Genomic DNA, 16588 nt, shown 5'->3' on the forward strand with positions numbered 1-16588 from the left:
CTAATGTTCTGGTTCAACGAAAAGGAACACAGGGAAGAAATTAAGACAAGGACACATTTCAATACATCTAATGTTCTGGTTCAACAAATCTGTCGAGAGACAAACACATTTTTAGTACAATATTTCAATACATCTAATGTTCTGGTTCAACCATAGAAGAAGTGAAGAAAAGCTCAACTTCTCAGTAATTTCAATACATCTCATGTTCTGGTTCAACGGCGAAGTAATCGAACCTAGGGTCAAGGCTATTGTATTTCAATACATCTAATGTTCTGGTTCAACCATGATCTCTGTTTATAAGTTAGCTTACGATATATGATTTCAATACATCTAATGTTCTGGTTCAACTTAAACCCCATGTCATCATATGCCGCCTTTATCTTCCATTTCAATACATCTAATGTTCTGGTTCAACTGTTTTAACGATTGATGGCGTTTACGGATCAACTGAATTTCAATACATCTAATGTTCTGGTTCAACAAAATGATAATGGCCGTGTTGAACAGGGGGAGAAAAATTTCAATACATCTAATGTTCTGGTTCAACAACAACTTAAAAAGAATTGTAAGAGAAATTGAAAGATTTCAATACATCTAATGTTCTGGTTCAACTAAGTGATAGGTTAAAAGACAACTTATCCATCGTGCATTTCAATACATCTAATGTTCTGGTTCAACTGTACTGAGTCTATGCCGCAGTTTGATACGGTCGAATTTCAATACATCTAATGTTCTGGTTCAACGGTGGTAGACCTACTCCAGTGAACTATCCTCACCTATTTCAATACATCTAATGTTCTGGTTCAACATAGGCTACGAAAGTTTTCTGTATTGAGAGCTTATAATTTCAATACATCTAATGTTCTGGTTCAACTTGTTGGGGACGCGTTCCCCACGATGCCAAATTTATTTCAATACATCTAATGTTCTGGTTCAACAGCCAATAAGGATATACCACGCATCAAAACAGGCATATTTCAATACATCTAATGTTCTGGTTCAACGAGATCCATGACGCCACAATGCTCTTCAATCAGTAATTTCAATACATCTAATGTTCTGGTTCAACCCGACTATCTGACGGATCAAGAAACGGTCTAATTCTATTTCAATACATCTAATGTTCTGGTTCAACTTGCCACAGATTCCCAGCCTTTAAGGCTTAAACCACATTTCAATACATCTAATGTTCTGGTTCAACATGTTTGAATGTTCCAATATCCCTTTTCTTAATATATTTCAATACATCTAATGTTCTGGTTCAACCTAACTGCCAAGGATTTAAATTTTATTGTGAATTAAATTTCAATACATCTAATGTTCTGGTTCAACAATATAAGTCTCCTATTTTAAAATTGTGTGGCGAATTTCAATACATCTAATGTTCTGGTTCAACTTGCAAGATATATACATCTTCATGTCCATTTCAAAAATTTCAATACATCTAATGTTCTGGTTCAACCGCTTACGTTAGGGTCATCGTTGGGGTCAACATCTATTTCAATACATCTAATGTTCTGGTTCAACTGGGCTTACAACGCTTTATACAAGCAATTGTCGTGTATTTCAATACATCTAATGTTCTGGTTCAACTGGATGTACTTTTAGTGCATCCCGATATATTCATCATATTTCAATACATCTAATGTTCTGGTTCAACCACTGTAAAATGCCCATTCTCACTTTCTATATTACCGTAAAAACACTGTATTTGCAAGCGTTTTAGAGATTTCTTTTCAATGAGTTTTCATTTTTTTCCATGTGCTTTTTAAACCGCCTGTATCTGTTCTTATAGCACACACAGGCGGTTTTTTGTAAAATTTTAGATAATAAAAATTGGAAATCACATCCTATTGTTACTGACGTCCTGAATACGGCACTGGTGGCATTAGACCCGTTCGGTGTACCCCATGCCGAGGATGGCATTTTTCTCGAGTATCCCCGTCCCCAAAAGCAAGTTGCCCACAGCATTGCCGCATGGGTCTTGGCTGAGTTCGATTTGCACTTTGTAGCCGAGAATACCAATGGGGGTGTACGCAGAACAAGGGGCATTGCATCGCCGGCTGTTGTAAGGACAGCTCTCTCTGCCTTTCTTTTTGCACTTGTAGTGTGTCACGATGGGCTTGTCGCTGAGCACCTGAATCCCTTGTAGCCAATTTTCATGAGGAATCAAGGTGTTGTAAACCAGTTGGTATTTGTGCGCCGTGTTTTTGACAATGGCGTCTGCTAAGGAGAGAATGCCTTTGTCTTTTGTCCACGGAGCGTTGTCTATAAAACTGCTCACTGGGGTCACGGTTTTAAGGGCTTTGATGTTGACGCTGTCTTCAAAATGATCCAGTGATGCATGAATCACTTTGAAAAAAGGGCTTTCTGTAAGGGGAATCGCCGCAGTAAACATTTGAGCCAATTCAACAAAAGGCGTCTTAATATGAAAACTGTATAGGCGACCTTTTTTCACCGTACCATCTGCTTCAAAGGGGTAGAGGCCGTCGTATACAAAGGGTTTGATGAGGTTGCTTGCGTGTAGTGCCTTGAGTTCCGGCACCTTGAGTTGGGCAAAGCCTAAAAACTGCGACAGTCTATAGGCCACGTCTTTTTTATACACCGCCGCTTTCATTTCAACGGTGACGGTTATTCTTGAGTACATGTATCGTCCTTTTCTTCAAATTCGCCTTTAAACAGTTTGGCGTAGGCATTGAGATATTTGTAAGCATGTAGACTTAGTTTGGATAATCTTCTCCTAGAACATCACAAACCCTATATATTTTTTTATTGTGTTTGGATTTATTCTTCTTTGGAAAAATCTTAAACTCCTTATTTTTTTTGTATACTTCTTTTAGCTTTTGAGCAATTACCCGAAGTAGTTCGCTGTCATTTTCGTCTACTTCTCTAAAGCACTTTTCCAGGTATGACTTTATATTTTCTGAAGACGTCTTATCAAGTTCGTAATAAAATTTGTCTACGGGTGTCATTGAGTCTAATTTTTGCTTTTCTTTTCTTGCCTGAATACGCTTGTCCTCTTTAATTTGTAACTCACGAGCTTTATTACAGCGTTCATCCACTAGCTGCCTAACATGGTCTAAAAGTTTTTCTCTTGAACCTATTGCCGTAAAGTAGCCATATCCCAAACTCCCCTTTGCGCCGATACCATGCTCTCTCAACATGCCATCAAAGCTTATAGCAACTTTTTCTTTTAACCCCTCAAGTCCTTTTACCCGTTTATCCAAGTGCTCTGGAAGCTGTTTAGAGTGCCGCAAATTAATAAGCAAAACAAAATGGAAAATGGCTTCCTCCACAACAATGAATGTGATGGGGGTTGGTTCGTTGTTGTCTTTGTATTCCTTTGTATAATGAGGCGTCATAATATCTAAGCCTTCATTAAAAGATGTCGGAAAGGCATCTAAAAAAGTTACATTTCCTTGATAGGCGATGCGCTCTCTCATACCACCAAAAACAAAAACAAAATAATCATCACTGAGAGCCTTTTCTTCACAGCCACCAAATTCTTCTTGAATGATGTAAGACCTTAAACAGCCTTTTATAGCAGACCCAGGGATATAAGGAACGCCGTAAGTGTGATGGTATGTCATGGCAGTTTCAAAAACTGAATGCGTTCCTAAACCCACCACCATTTTATCCGTCAAGGTACGTTTCATCTCAATAAATGATCTTGTCGGAATGTACGGCTTAACAACATTATCTCTGGTCTTTCGACTACTGCTTAAAACATTATTTTGAGGACTACACTTAGTTTTCAATTGCTCTGTACGGGAAAATTCAGCTACCTCCTTTTGGAGGTAAAGTTTCTCAAGGTAGAGTCCCACATGACAAGTGTCCTTTCTAACGCTCATTTTACTTGCCATTGTCTTCACCCTCAGAGACAATCATCGCCTCAGAAAAATTTTTAATCCAAGTAAACACCGCCCCCATTTCATGTGTTAAATGTCGAAGTTCTTGTGAACTAAGAGACCATAAATACTGACAGAAATCGTTTTCTTTATGCCCTTGACGACCGAGCGACGAGTGCTCCTTATACCATTCTTCCATATGTTTGTAGAAGATTCGCTCCACCCTCGTTTCCTTATTCTTTCCCTTTTCTTTCTTAAGAAATATAGCTGTTGCAATCAATCCGTTGTTATGAATGAGTGCAGGAACTTTTTTAGCAACGGTCTTATACTTCGTCTGATCCTCCTGACCCTTCTTACCTTTTACACCAGACACACAAGTATAGGCAAACTCTGCGTATAATTGATGCAAATTTCTTCTCATCACTACGCCTCCTTCTGTGGCATTAACTGCACAAATCCTTTTCCAATAGTTTCATTAGCACCCACTTGAAAAATTTCAATACTTAACTCATCTAAGTAGCCTAATGCACCCATTTCATTTGAAGTACACGCAAAGGTCGCCGATTGACATATGTTAAAATATAAAATACTCTCAGCAGGTAAATATTCTTCAGTGAATAGGCCTGTAGACTTTGCTGCACCTGTTTTTACATCTATACTATTTCTCGTGATAATTTCAGTATACATGGTCACCATATCCTTAAAAGCTTCATTTGATACAACACCGACTCTTTGAGAATCCAGCTCAAAAGGGATAAGAGCTTTTAAATCGAGTTCGGAGGAGCACTCCTTTATGCTAAATGCATACTCTTCCAGGTATACTTCACCTTTCTTTTTATGTGCCAATATTTCATCATCAGCTATTTCCAAGTTGTCAACTAACACTTTAGCCAGCTCTTTATTATTGCTTTCAGAGGCATAGCGCTTTAGCACATAGGGGCAAGTAATCAACATATAGATGTCCAAAGAGGCTCGAACCGGAAAAAACAACAGCTTTGCATCTGTTATCGCTATTTCGCTAGCTTGTTTAGCCCCTTCATCCCCAAAGACGCGGTACAAAGCTTCCAAACCGTCTTTTGTGTCCTTAACCCTATGATAAATCGTATGTTTTAAGGCACCTTTTAAGCTCGATCCCTCAATCTTAGGGAAATGTGTGTGCTTTTCTCTTTGAATTGGCAAATCAACGCTTGATAAAGTCTCTCCAGCTCCCACATGAATAGGGGATAATGCTTTTAGATAACACGTTCTTTTTTTATTAAACATATTGGCCTCCTTCTAAAACCATTGATTGAGTGTCTCTTCTGTAATTTCATCAAAGTGAACAACCTGTAAATTGGCCCGTTCCCCTGCCTTAATTGCTTTTTTAACCTTATCAAGTCGATTTATCTCATCATGAAAAGAGGGCGACATCAATATGGGCACCCCAAACACCCCTGCAAGCGCATAAGTCGTATAGTGTGTGCTCTTGGCGTTGTCTCCAGACATCGCTCCAGACTTACACTCTATATTAATAAGCTTCCCGTACTTCGTCAGTAATAAAATATCGATTTCATCAATAATTTTAAGCTCTCCACCTATATTTGCTTTTATCTTAATGCCCATCTGCATCTCTATAATATTCGGATTATCTTTAATTTTGTTGAATAGCTTATATCCCACCAATTTTTCGAACATGTACCCTGCTGGATACGAATAGTTGAAACAACAGTATTCAGCAATATCTTCTTCTATCGGTTCTAGATTTACTATTTCTTCGACATATCCCGTAATCAACTCTCTGCGTTTCTCTTTCGCATCATTTGATTCCGACAGTTTTTTTAAAAAATGATGGTCTTCTTTAGATTTAGCTTCCTTATCAATGTGACCGATGAGTGAATTGTAAAATTCGTGTTCTTTATTAGATTTGTTTTCATCACCATGTCTTTTTAGCACTTTCCCTTCGACTTCCTTAAACCCCATAAGCCTAAAACATGTATCGATCGTTAAATTAAAGTCAGCTTCATTATAGCGTTTTCTAATCTCCTCTTCGTGGGTCTTATTGTTGCCCATAAACATCAGTTTATTGTGGTTTCCTTCAATATAAAATAGTGCATCTTGTTCCAGTCTATTGTTCTTTGAAATAAATTCATAAGCTTTTAGGCTGAAAATGCGTTGTCCCCCTGTAATGTGCCAGAAATATGTCTGCTTATCCTCTTGGTAGTTTGGAAATATATTATCGAAAAAAGAAGATGAACTGTTTTCCAACTGTTTAATATCATCCTCAGTAATAGAATGAGTCACCACTTCTATTCTAGGCTCCTTTTCCAACTCTCGCGATAAGTTTTCATTCCATTTTGTCGTATGAATGTTGGCGCCTTCGTGTACATTTTCGTCATAAGTAATACAAATAACTTTTTGAGGCTGCGTTATTTTATAAGCGATATAATTTGTAATTTGGTTCAGCGTTGAAAAGACAACCAAAACCTTGTCACTTTTGTTAGTCATTTATCGTACCCCCTCATTTGTCTCCACAGTATAAATAAAGCGATTGAAACCATTGGTCTTCCCAGCCGTTATTATGTCCGTCAACATCTCGTGGTGCCTATTCGAGTTCTGACCTTTGTATTGAAGCAAGAGAACTGTTCCAGCAGCATAACCTCTAACCATTTTTCTTGATTGACCAGATGCTAAGTCGTACCCACCGATGTATCGAGGCTTATCCGAAACGACCGCCAGTAATTCAAAATCGGTTTTATTGAAAGTGGCAATAGGATCCTCTTGAAAGACAGCGGGAGAGGTAAAAACAACTTTTATCCGTTCATTGTGATGAATTTCCTTTGAGCACAACTCATCGTAGCATTTATTAAAATGCTCTAAACTAGGAATTGACGAGACATCAATCAGATTGAGTTCACAAGCCTTTTGTTCACCTCCCAGTTTAAGTTGTCCCTTGGTTAAAGGTACGATGTCGCAGTTGTAATTTTTCGAAACATAGGCTGTATCTACATCAAACTCAACAAGAAAATGCCAATTGCGATTACACGAAGAACTATCAAATCCAATTTGCTCAATCGTAAACAAGTGCCCTTCTTTTGCACTCTTTTTATTTCTATCTATTTCTAGTCTTGTGAAAAACTCCGAAGTAAAAATATCAGACATTTTCTTGATACTTGATTCTCTAATAAAGTCGTTGCTGTAACGATAATAAAAATTATAAAGATTTACATAGGTGTCGTCACAACGCTCCCCATCTAATATATCGGGGGTTTCTAGGTAATACTTTGTTTTAAGTGATGTCGAAAGCGTATCCAACGATTTGAACACGCCCTTTTTCACTATTCGAGAATTCCAAAACAAATCTTTAGGTGACTCCATATAAATCGCGTCGTGTTTCTCCTCGTATAAATACACGGTCCCTATTTCCAGGACTCGGTTGTGTACCTCTTTCTTTTTAGCTTGTCCTAAGTTCATAAAAACTTCTCTAAAAGTATCATTTTGCGCTAAAAGAGCCGTAAAAATCGCACCGTGAAAAGTTGAAGGATTGGGGACAAACATAGAGCTTATACGATTGCTCATATTTTTTGTGAAGGGCTTCCCATCCCTAAAAAACAACGTATCATAAGGGGTAATCTTTAAGTATTGCATGTATTCACCTCCAACGCTTTCATGTCAAACGTCGACAACTTTTCTAGAATATAAAGTGCCTGCATTGTGTTTCCATACGCTAAAGTAAAAGATTTTTTACTTCGAAGCATTCTTTCAAAAAATTCCATTTGCTGAGTAATAAACTGGTCAATTTCACTACATTCCCCTTGTATCGAGCGATTCAAACGTCTCTCAAACTCGATTTTCTGCATTTGTATCCAATCTTCTTGATCAAAATCAGATAGGTATTCCGCAAACTGAAAGGCGTGGTCGAAGCTTCTAATATAGTTGAATGAAATACGTTGCTTTACTTTATTCACTTGGTCAATTATTGTTTTATAAATCTCAAAGCAAACGGGGTTAAAGTAGGCGTTGACGACTTTACCATTATTGACAATGTAATTTAAGCCTACCGTTCCCTTATGACCGAAAAAAAGCTTTGCTTCTTCTAACGCCTTTCGATTCTCTACGAGAGCGGTTGCCATATCATCTTTACAAGCGCTAACTGTCACAGCTGTTGATATAGTTATTTCATCTGTAAACAAATTTGCCTTCGAGACGGGGACTTGAACATGCGCTTTGAATTGATTTGACAGAAAGTCAATTGTAGTCATAATAGCTTCTAAAGGCACCAATAAAAGAATGTCATCTCCACCGGCATAAATACAAGTCACATGTTTCGGCGCTTCATTTTTAAGCGCACAAGAAAACGCTCCAAGACACTCAGACAACTTCCTCTGTGCACTCTCTAAATCCTCTATATCAAATAGGTACCGACCTCTCATAAAGCGCCCAAGATTATCAATATCCGCCTGAATAAACGCGTATTTATACACAGGTTTTGGCACAGGTCCCTTATAAAGCTCATCAAGGGTTTCTTTTAGGTCTTTAAAATACAATTTAATTTTATCTAAATTATGTTTATCCGTCTTCTCTTCGAAATCAGAAATAACTTCTAATGCTTCATACTCTGAATACGTCTCTGCTCTAGCGAGCCTTTTAACCAAATCTAAATTATAATATTTGGATTTACAGCTAAAGCGATTCAACTTCTCATCGACTTTTTTCAGGTCAGCTTCATGTTTAGCATGCCAGACTTTAATGGCAACATCGTAGGTTGAAGGGATTTCAAATGAGGTGGGGCGTTCTCTTTTTTGATAGCAAACACCACAAATTTTTAAATTTCCTTCAGCTACTCTCACGCCACATACTTCACACTTAACGCCATCTCCTAACGACTTTTCTTCTGGGACAAAAACACTATATAAGTAAGTATTCTTTATGCTTTTCAACCTCTTCATTAAAACTGTATATACCTCATGGTAGGGGCGCGCATCTAATGGTTCTGCTACCCAAAATTTAAAATAGTGCGCTTCTATAAGATTTGACCACAGCTTTGAAGATTCTTCCTCTATTTTTCTAAGCAATTGTTCGACTTCTTCCACCCTACACAGTAGGTAATTTGTGGTGTCGACATCTTTTTCTATTTTAGGGTATATCACAACATTGTCTTTTGCGGCTCCTTCTATTCTCTCCCCTATGTTTTTTATAACATCTGATGTCAATTTACTTGTATTGATTAAATCTCTTGTTGAACGAGCCATTTGAATATTCGGTTGTATAGGCCCAATTGTAACCGCTAACAGGTACTGCATGGCTTCTCCTTTCATCCCTTTGTACTATTTAAGCGTTCGTGAAACTCTGAATCTTTTGTTTTCAGTGCTTCTCAGAAACTAAACTTTGAACACTCCCCATAAACGCATTTCATTTATCAATACTCTTGGCTGAGATAACAAATAAGTATAGTCCTTTAAAGACTTCTATTTTAAAACGTTCAAATTTCAATGACTACTTTTATACTCTGTTATTTTACTTGTGGATAAAATCAATTTTGCTTCCTCAATTACCTACCGTATACTATTTAAAAATGTGTTGTAAAGGTCATACATGACATCACTTTTATCACCCTTTAAAATATAGCCAAAATTGAGACATTTTACAATAACATAAGGGCCGTACTCTTTATATATAATAGGCGTCGCCATCCTAGGCTCATTATGGCTTCTTTTAAAGTCTTTCTTGAACTCTTTTACAGAATCTATTACTGGTTTTAAGTCTTTTAGTACACAAAAATAGCGTGCATAATGTAACTCTGCGTTATAGGACTCTAGCTCATACATTTGAGAGATTTTTAGCTCTTTAAAATCTCTCAGTTCGATGGAGACTTTCTTAACTGGGTCTTTTCCACCATCAACATTTGTAAACTCAAATCTTCTACTGAAAAAATCTTTACTAATCAATTTGCTGAACAACACCTGAAAATCCGTCTCACAGGGATTCCCATCTATAGCAGTCACAAAAAAAGTACCCTTGTTAGAACGCGCGCCTTTTCCTATGGAACCCGTTAGACTCGATAATCTTAAAAGGTCTATATAAAACTGCAAAATGTCCGGTTTCCCTCTTAGAAGCAGTGAAAAAGTATTGTTGGTCAGATTTTCAGCAGAAATAAAAGACACGGGCGCTTTGATTTGAGTACTTCCAAATAAATACTTTTGTTTGTCAATTACATCATCCATAGCATTTTCCTCATCAAACTTAAAAAATTCTCTAAATGTACTTCTCAAAAGTGCCTTTAACTCTGTTAAACGAAATAATACTTTATTTTGATTAAAGCCATGTCCATTGTAATTTTGCAGTTCAATCTTTACGGTTCTTAACTCCATTTCAACCTCCTAAGTCTCTCCTTTAGAATTACTTGAGATGTAGTATTGATACAGTTGCTAGGTCTAGGGTCTCATATCGCTCCTCCCTCTTATATTCCACACCCACGCATTTTTTCCTTCTTTTTTCAGCATTTTTGTTTGAAAAAAATAAAATAGTCAATGATTGTCTCAATAGGTAATGCACATGACACAAAGAGACGCTCTGAGTCCAATAGAAAACCGCTTTACTTAAGCCTATGCTGGTAGGCTTTATAAAGCGGTGGTGACAGGTGGTATTTTCTTTTGTAGTGAAAATGTTGCGCTACTCGCAATTGTGTGAGACAAACTTTTAGGCGACGATGCAAGTCGCTTTTGAGTCTATTTAACGCCTCAATGTCACATAGGAGAAAGCGGTTTTATTAGTACCTACACAAGTGTGGTGTATCGTTCACCATTAAAAAAACTGCACATTTACTCGGCTTCATTGCGGCGTTAAAATCTCTCTACAATGTCCTAGACGAATAAATCTCAACGAGATAGGCTTCGTGGCTACAATCTGCTGTAATGCCGGGTTAATAAATCAGAGGGGGCTTTGAGTGCTCCGTTATAAGCGCTGCGGCTGTACTGAAGCCGAGTTCAATGAATACTTTTTAGTACATCTTGCGTTTGGGTTCAACGGAAAGTCAACATCAGGTTCGTTCAGATTATCTGCAATTTCAATACATCTCATGTTCTGGTTCAAATGTAAACACTTTAACCTGCATTATTGATGATGGTTCACGAAACACGACCAGCTGATTTATCTTCTATGATAAGCATTATAGAGCGGAAAAACTTAAATCCACTCGATTTTTGGTGACATCATGGGTACATGAATAATTCAGGATTAATAGCCTACATCTTTCTTGCATATCCCTATCGTTACTTTTTATCGTTTTAAATCAACAATTCACTCTATAAATTAATATAACATCATTAATGAACTTAACTGCATCCTCTCTGTGCAAAAGGCATTCGTTTGGTGCAAGTTCATATATATAATTTACAATGTTAATTGTTTTCTCAGTAGCTTTTGAAACTACATATTCTCTTGCCGCTTGTTTTGAATAAATGTTCCCCGTCTCAATAGTATGGATAACGCGACACATACTTTTCACGCCATAGATTATATACTCGTCAGTCAAATCATCAGATTTAGCCAACATCGGTTGCCATGTATTATTTAACATTTTACAAACAGCTTCCTTAACCTCATCTTTCGAATACATTAAATCAAAACTTTTAAACTCTTCACCAAACAATGTAATTCCATTCAAAGCAAGAACCTGCTTTTCAAGTATAAACTCATATCCGTAAACTTCCCAGCTTATACCACGATTATAATATATTCTTGGTTCTAGCGGAGGATTTCTATCAATAAGTAAGTCTCGTCTTATATATGAGCACTCTAACTTTTCTCCCCATTCTGATTGCTCATTTAACTTCAAATGTAAATTGAGTAAGTTGTCTAAATCTGTGGAAGTACAGTCTTCACTTAATGTTATGACGATATCAATATCACTTGATTCTTCTATAAATTCATCAAGCACTATTGAACCATGTATATAAATACCATCAACCTTCCCCATCAACGTACTCAAAACTTCATTTTTATAAATTTCCAGAAATTCTTTAACTGATGATGTGATCATATTATATTACCTCTTCTGAATTATTCATGACGGTTCACAAAATACCCCCAGCTGATTTATCTTCTATGATAAGCATTATGAAGTGCAAAAACTTAATTCTGCTCGATTTTGGTAACATCATGGATACATGAATATTTCAGGTTTGATTTGGATGTATGAGTATTTCAATACATCTAATGTTCTGGTTCAACCACTTAGGAAAATCGAAATAACTACTGCGGTTTTCCAATTTCAATACATCTAATGTTCTGGTTCAACAAGAACGTTTTTCTTGTAGTTTCAAGAATGGTTATATTTCAATACATCTAATGTTCTGGTTCAACAATTACTTAAGGCTTCTGGCGCTTAACGCCAATATATTTCAATACATCTAATGTTCTGGTTCAACGGCTGAAGAAACTGTTTTTGTTGATGTCGTTGTCGATTTCAATACATCTAATGTTCTGGTTCAACCATAGAAGAAGTGAAGAAAAGCTCAACTTCTCAGTAATTTCAATACATCTCATGTTCTGGTTCAACAATAGATTTAGCGTTAACGATCATGTCAACCATTTCATTTCAATACATCTAATGTTCTGGTTCAACCCGGAAACGTGTACTTGCCGCACCCGATGCTGCAATTTCAATACATCTAATGTTCTGGTTCAACAAAGAACAAAAACTCCAAGAAATAAACATCGGGGTATTTCAATACATCTAATGTTCTGGTTCAACTGTACGATTTGGAAAAATGCTTGAATGCTTTAGAATATTTCAATACATCTAATGTTCTGGTTCAACTGCTTGAGTTTCACAAAAAAAGCATGGATTTAATTGAATTTCAATACATCTAATGTTCTGGTTCAACGATGGTGATATTGCAACCTATGATGTAACAAGCGTATTTCAATACATCTAATGTTCTGGTTCAACAGTTTAATTATGACGGTATGCACTTTCAAAGTGAAAGATTTCAATACATCTAATGTTCTGGTTCAACTTACCGATTATAGCGCCCCGGGCGTACACTCTACAAATTTCAATACATCTAATGTTCTGGTTCAACGCATATGTGAAGGAATCTCCTTCTCGTTGTAGTCCGATTTCAATACATCTAATGTTCTGGTTCAACGAAAACAAGTATCTTTTCATTCTTTCAATAGTGGTTATTTCAATACATCTAATGTTCTGGTTCAACTTAAATACATTAACGATAATAGATGGCTCTCTGTATCATTTCAATACATCTAATGTTCTGGTTCAACATGAAGTCGCCCTCAATTTCTGGCGTAATAAAGTATTTCAATACATCTAATGTTCTGGTTCAACCACAACCTTTCATATGCTTTTCGGCTATCTTTTGAGATTTCAATACATCTAATGTTCTGGTTCAACACGTTTGGGGATGTGGTCGGTTTACCGCCTCAAACATTTCAATACATCTAATGTTCTGGTTCAACTTTACTATGAACAAATTGAATAAGAAACCAAACGAGATTTCAATACATCTAATGTTCTGGTTCAACTGCTTTTTATTCTAAGAAGTATGATTATACATCACAATTTCAATACATCTAATGTTCTGGTTCAACCACTGTAAAATGCCCATTCTCACTTTCTATATTACCGTAAAAACCCTGTATTTGCAAGCGTTTTAGAGATTTCTTTTCAATGTGTTTTCATTTTTTCCCAACTGCTTAATAAAAGCGCTAAATCTATTCAAACACCTTAAACACAGCATTTTTTGTAAAATAATAGATAATAAAAAATGGATGGGGTACCCAGTATTTTGACGCGTTTTCTGTTCCCGCCATTTAAATTCAATTTTCAGATTGTTTTGAATTTACCTATTTACATTTAATAGAATTATTGATAAAATAACCACGTCAATGCACCAACACTATCTATTTAAGGAGGTTACAGCAATGAAAAAAAGAGTTTCACTTGGTCTCGTATTAATGCTCCTCGTCACGTCGATTATGCCGGCATTTGCCGAGGGCGTGACCGGCCCGGTAGGTGGCGACGACACAATCGTCATTCAACCCGACGCCAACCGCTTCAAGTATGAGTACGAAGAAACAGATTATGCGTACCACACCACCGGCATCGTCACAGAAGAAGACATTGCAGCCGCCATGCGCATGGCCGCACACGAACTCAACGCCATCGGTTACATATTCGGCGGACTCGCCCTCAAACCTATTAACGCCGCAATGGCAGCAGGCGTCACCAAAAAACAACTTATGAAAATCGTTACAAAATCTCTGCGCAATGCAGGTGCCATCGAAATCACCGAGCGCATTACCTCAGCGGGCCTCACAGAACTGCGGTTCAAAGCGACCAAACGCGTCGTCGAGAAAAAGTACAAATACAAATACCGCGTGAACCTCGCCACAGGCAGACGCACCAAAGTGGCCACATGGGTGACTTTTAAAACCAAAGTGTACTACAGAAGCGGCCCGAGCAGCTCTTGGCGCTACAGCAAGACCGAAACCAAAACCGTTAAAGAACGCTAGGCGCACATATGAGCGTCAACAGTGCGAGAACGCAAAAAAACCAACAGGCCCCTGTTGGTTTTTTTAACTTCCCGCTACCCCGACGCTTTAAGGCGCATCAGCGTCTCAAAACTGTCGACTAGGTACTCCAAATCTTTTAGCCGAACTTCCAGTTTAGAAATCGGCGTCCTCAGCAGGTCGTCGAGATCCACATAGAGACCGGTGCGGGTGAGAATCTTCAGTTCAGAAAACGGCAACAGCCACTCCGACCGGTTGCCTCTATAAGGGGCAAGGCCTTCAAAAGCCGTCCCCTCGATACCTTCAAACAACACCGTTTCATCAAAATCCGTAAAATCGATGACCCGGTTGCCAAACGTGTCTTTTAAAAACAGGCCTTCAGCCTCCAGCGTGCGCACCCTGTCCTTTAGCTTTGCCACCAGCGCTTCAGCGGTCTCCAGTTCTGCGTCAGTAATGGCGCCAAATGGTGGACTCTCCGCCACCTGTGTTTCAAACGTTCCCAGTACGCGGTCTAGCGCCACAAGGCCCTCTATAGGGATGTCCAGTGCTTTCGATTCACCACTGAGCACAGTCTCAAAAGCCACAGTGTGTTCATCGCCCAGCGACAAGTCAAAAGTGCCCTGTGGGTAGTGTTTTGCTATGGTCTCAACGGCATTAAAGTTGAGCGCGCCGTTTTGATAATACCCCTGCTCGTCAAAAAAAGCCACTTTCGTCCGAATCGCTTCTACGCGTTCGGCGATGGTCTCGGCATCGTCGGCACTTGGAAGGGCATAAGGCGGGCACCATTGTTCGATCTTTCCCGTAGGGTAAAGCGCGTTGACCTCTCCAGAAGGCTCCGTGTAGAGGAGGACTTCGCCGGCACTGCTGAACCGTCCGGCGGCAACCGTCGTTAAAACTTCTCGACCGGCTGTGGTGATGCGCGTAATCTCAGAAGTGCCGGACGCTTTGGGCGTCACAGTGTAAAGGGCGTCGTCCACCCATGTGTAATGCGTTCCCGTCATATTGAACAGCGCCGTTTCAGAGCCGTCGCTCAGTCCGGCTTCCACGAGGGCACCGTCTTTTGCATAGAGTGCCGTCAGACTTGAGAGGACAAACGGCGTCCCCCTAAGGCTTGGATATAGGGCGACATCCTTCAGCAGACCATTTTTAAACGCCTCGTCCAGCGCCGGGACGGGTATGGCCACCAAACCGCCCTCAAAAGGCGGCAGATACGTGTTGTCCATGCCATAGAGCGTGTTTTGAACGCGATGCACATCCCGCAGTGCCACCCCACGCACCGATTGATACCCACTGCCATTTAAGGCCACGCGTGAGAGGGCGTCGTCTTCCAATAGGTAGAGGGTAGCGCCACTGAGCGTCATTTGCCGTAGGCCGCCCTTGTCGAGTAAGCGTTTGCGGTGGCTGCCGTCCAGCGACATGCTGTAGAGCGTGTTCCCGTCGGATCGGTTGATGTAATAGAGCTTGTCGCCTGCGAGGACGAGGTTCACCGCAACGTCGTCAGAGAGTTTGGTAACCGTCCCCTCTGCTGTGCGTTTGTAGAGTTCGCCTGTGGCCAATGCCTCTAAAGCCCCCACCTGCACAATGCGGCTGAAATACGTGACGCCGTCTTTGTGTACAGCGGTGTTGAGCCCGGCTGAAAGCGCGTTGTCCATATGTGCCGTGAAGGCCTGCGCTTCTTTATCGTTTTTAAAGTCGATGACTGAGGGACTGCCCTGGACGGCACATGCAGTGAGCAAAAGCGCCACCAGAATCCCCGTTGCAATTCGCCTGAGCATAAGGCCTCCTTCCTGAAATCAGCAAAGTCCTTACAGCTTTGAGTTTGAAAATCAACTGTTAACTACATACCCATTTTAAGCGGCGCCCCAATGCCCCAGACGTTTTATAATGAAAACTTAATAGTGTCCCCCTACTCTTCTTCGCGTTTCTGCAGACGAATGGAAAGGTAAAGAAGCCCGCAGAGCCCCACCAACACGAGCAAATGCATTGTCAACGACGGCCGCTTGTTAATGAGGTAACTGAGCATCAAATACTGGACAAAGTAAATGCTGCCGACTGCAAGATACCTACGCCATTTGGTTTTAAAAATCATATTGAAACCCCTTTTCCCCTGTCAAACAGAAGCATCGATGCCGCATCCACCGCCCAGTACAGCGCAATTGGCCCACGTCTTCTGTCACACCTTTCAGCGTCACTTTTTGTATTTTGTAATTTTTTTTAATTTACTTATTGTT

At 39.3% G+C, this 16588-nt stretch carries 12 protein-coding genes and 2 CRISPR repeat arrays (1 of these 14 cut by a window edge); of the genes, 1 reads left to right on the forward strand and 11 read right to left on the reverse strand.

The genetic code is table 11. The features are described 5' to 3' along the window. A CRISPR array of direct repeats spans positions 1–1660; the repeat unit is 30 nt; unit sequence ATTTCAATACATCTAATGTTCTGGTTCAAC (it extends 609 nt beyond the left edge of the window). 228 nt (positions 1661–1888) lie between these two features. From ACR6HW_RS08785 to ACR6HW_RS08825, 9 genes are all read right to left on the reverse strand, one after another. Continuing rightward, positions 1889–2647 carry a hypothetical protein gene (locus tag ACR6HW_RS08785; protein WP_455730757.1) on the reverse strand — a complete coding sequence of 253 codons (759 nt, stop codon included), beginning with the start codon at positions 2645–2647 and terminating at the stop codon, positions 1889–1891. Between the two features lie 73 nt (positions 2648–2720). Then, the gene (gene cmr6 / locus ACR6HW_RS08790) at positions 2721–3863 is read right to left on the reverse strand and encodes a type III-B CRISPR module RAMP protein Cmr6 (protein WP_455730758.1); all 1143 of its coding nucleotides are present in this window, start codon (positions 3861–3863) and stop codon (positions 2721–2723) included. Then, positions 3853–4269: a type III-B CRISPR module-associated protein Cmr5 gene (gene cmr5, locus ACR6HW_RS08795; RefSeq protein ID WP_455730759.1), complete on the reverse strand. Its 417-nt coding sequence runs from the start codon at positions 4267–4269 to the stop codon at positions 3853–3855. Before cmr5 ends, cmr6 begins: the two co-directional genes overlap by 11 nt. Positions 4270–4271: 2 nt before the next feature. Beyond that, complete coding sequence (cmr4, locus tag ACR6HW_RS08800) at positions 4272–5111, reverse strand: type III-B CRISPR module RAMP protein Cmr4 (RefSeq protein WP_455730760.1); 840 nt, start codon at positions 5109–5111, stop codon at positions 4272–4274. A gap of 12 nt (positions 5112–5123) precedes the next feature. Further along, entirely contained in the window at positions 5124–6332 is a 1209-nt protein-coding gene (locus ACR6HW_RS08805) for a PDDEXK family nuclease (protein WP_455730761.1), read from the reverse strand. Beyond that, on the reverse strand, positions 6333–7472 hold the full coding sequence (locus ACR6HW_RS08810) for a type III-B CRISPR module-associated Cmr3 family protein (protein ID WP_455730762.1): 1140 nt from the start codon (positions 7470–7472) through the stop codon (positions 6333–6335). Beyond that, positions 7460–9127: a Cas10/Cmr2 second palm domain-containing protein gene (locus ACR6HW_RS08815; RefSeq protein WP_455730763.1), complete on the reverse strand. Its 1668-nt coding sequence runs from the start codon at positions 9125–9127 to the stop codon at positions 7460–7462. The genes ACR6HW_RS08810 and ACR6HW_RS08815 overlap by 13 nt, the downstream gene beginning before the upstream one ends. 252 nt (positions 9128–9379) lie before the next feature. Continuing rightward, the gene (locus ACR6HW_RS08820; RefSeq protein ID WP_455730764.1) at positions 9380–10195 is read right to left on the reverse strand and encodes a hypothetical protein; all 816 of its coding nucleotides are present in this window, start codon (positions 10193–10195) and stop codon (positions 9380–9382) included. Positions 10196–11115: 920 nt separating this feature from the next. After that, positions 11116–11865 (reverse strand): nucleotidyltransferase domain-containing protein, encoded by a 750-nt coding sequence (locus ACR6HW_RS08825; RefSeq protein ID WP_455730765.1) that lies wholly within the window; start codon positions 11863–11865, stop codon positions 11116–11118. A 161-nt stretch (positions 11866–12026) separates the two neighbouring features. Then, a CRISPR array of direct repeats spans positions 12027–13436; the repeat unit is 30 nt; unit sequence ATTTCAATACATCTAATGTTCTGGTTCAAC. 333 nt (positions 13437–13769) lie between these two features. Here ACR6HW_RS08825 and ACR6HW_RS08830 point away from each other — a divergent pair. Continuing rightward, positions 13770–14360, forward strand: coding sequence for a hypothetical protein (locus ACR6HW_RS08830; protein ID WP_455730766.1), 591 nt, complete (start codon positions 13770–13772; stop codon positions 14358–14360). A gap of 74 nt (positions 14361–14434) precedes the next feature. Here ACR6HW_RS08830 and ACR6HW_RS08835 read toward each other — a convergent pair whose 3' ends face one another. Next, complete coding sequence (locus ACR6HW_RS08835; RefSeq protein WP_455730767.1) at positions 14435–16132, reverse strand: DUF5050 domain-containing protein; 1698 nt, start codon at positions 16130–16132, stop codon at positions 14435–14437. Positions 16133–16263: 131 nt separating this feature from the next. Then, positions 16264–16446, reverse strand: coding sequence for a hypothetical protein (locus ACR6HW_RS08840; protein ID WP_455730768.1), 183 nt, complete (start codon positions 16444–16446; stop codon positions 16264–16266). Positions 16447–16588 lie beyond the last annotated feature (142 nt).

It is taken from the genome of Fusibacter sp. JL298sf-3, assembly GCF_053842995.1.

What these genes read in the sequence shown, in the direction of transcription:
- ACR6HW_RS08805 (WP_455730761.1), bottom strand. Translation starts at nt 6,332, where the DNA reads ATGACTAACAAAAGTGACAAGGTTTTGGTTGTCTTTTCAACGCTGAAC.
- ACR6HW_RS08815 (WP_455730763.1), bottom strand. Translation starts at nt 9,127, where the DNA reads ATGCAGTACCTGTTAGCGGTTACAATTGGGCCTATACAACCGAATATT.
- ACR6HW_RS08835 (WP_455730767.1), bottom strand. Translation starts at nt 16,132, where the DNA reads ATGCTCAGGCGAATTGCAACGGGGATTCTGGTGGCGCTTTTGCTCACT.
- cmr4 (WP_455730760.1), bottom strand. Translation starts at nt 5,111, where the DNA reads ATGTTTAATAAAAAAAGAACGTGTTATCTAAAAGCATTATCCCCTATT.
- ACR6HW_RS08825 (WP_455730765.1), bottom strand. Translation starts at nt 11,865, where the DNA reads ATGATCACATCATCAGTTAAAGAATTTCTGGAAATTTATAAAAATGAA.
- ACR6HW_RS08810 (WP_455730762.1), bottom strand. Translation starts at nt 7,472, where the DNA reads ATGCAATACTTAAAGATTACCCCTTATGATACGTTGTTTTTTAGGGAT.
- ACR6HW_RS08830 (WP_455730766.1), top strand. Translation starts at nt 13,770, where the DNA reads ATGAAAAAAAGAGTTTCACTTGGTCTCGTATTAATGCTCCTCGTCACG.
- ACR6HW_RS08840 (WP_455730768.1), bottom strand. Translation starts at nt 16,446, where the DNA reads ATGATTTTTAAAACCAAATGGCGTAGGTATCTTGCAGTCGGCAGCATT.
- ACR6HW_RS08820 (WP_455730764.1), bottom strand. Translation starts at nt 10,195, where the DNA reads ATGGAGTTAAGAACCGTAAAGATTGAACTGCAAAATTACAATGGACAT.
- ACR6HW_RS08785 (WP_455730757.1), bottom strand. Translation starts at nt 2,647, where the DNA reads ATGTACTCAAGAATAACCGTCACCGTTGAAATGAAAGCGGCGGTGTAT.
- cmr5 (WP_455730759.1), bottom strand. Translation starts at nt 4,269, where the DNA reads ATGAGAAGAAATTTGCATCAATTATACGCAGAGTTTGCCTATACTTGT.
- cmr6 (WP_455730758.1), bottom strand. Translation starts at nt 3,863, where the DNA reads ATGGCAAGTAAAATGAGCGTTAGAAAGGACACTTGTCATGTGGGACTC.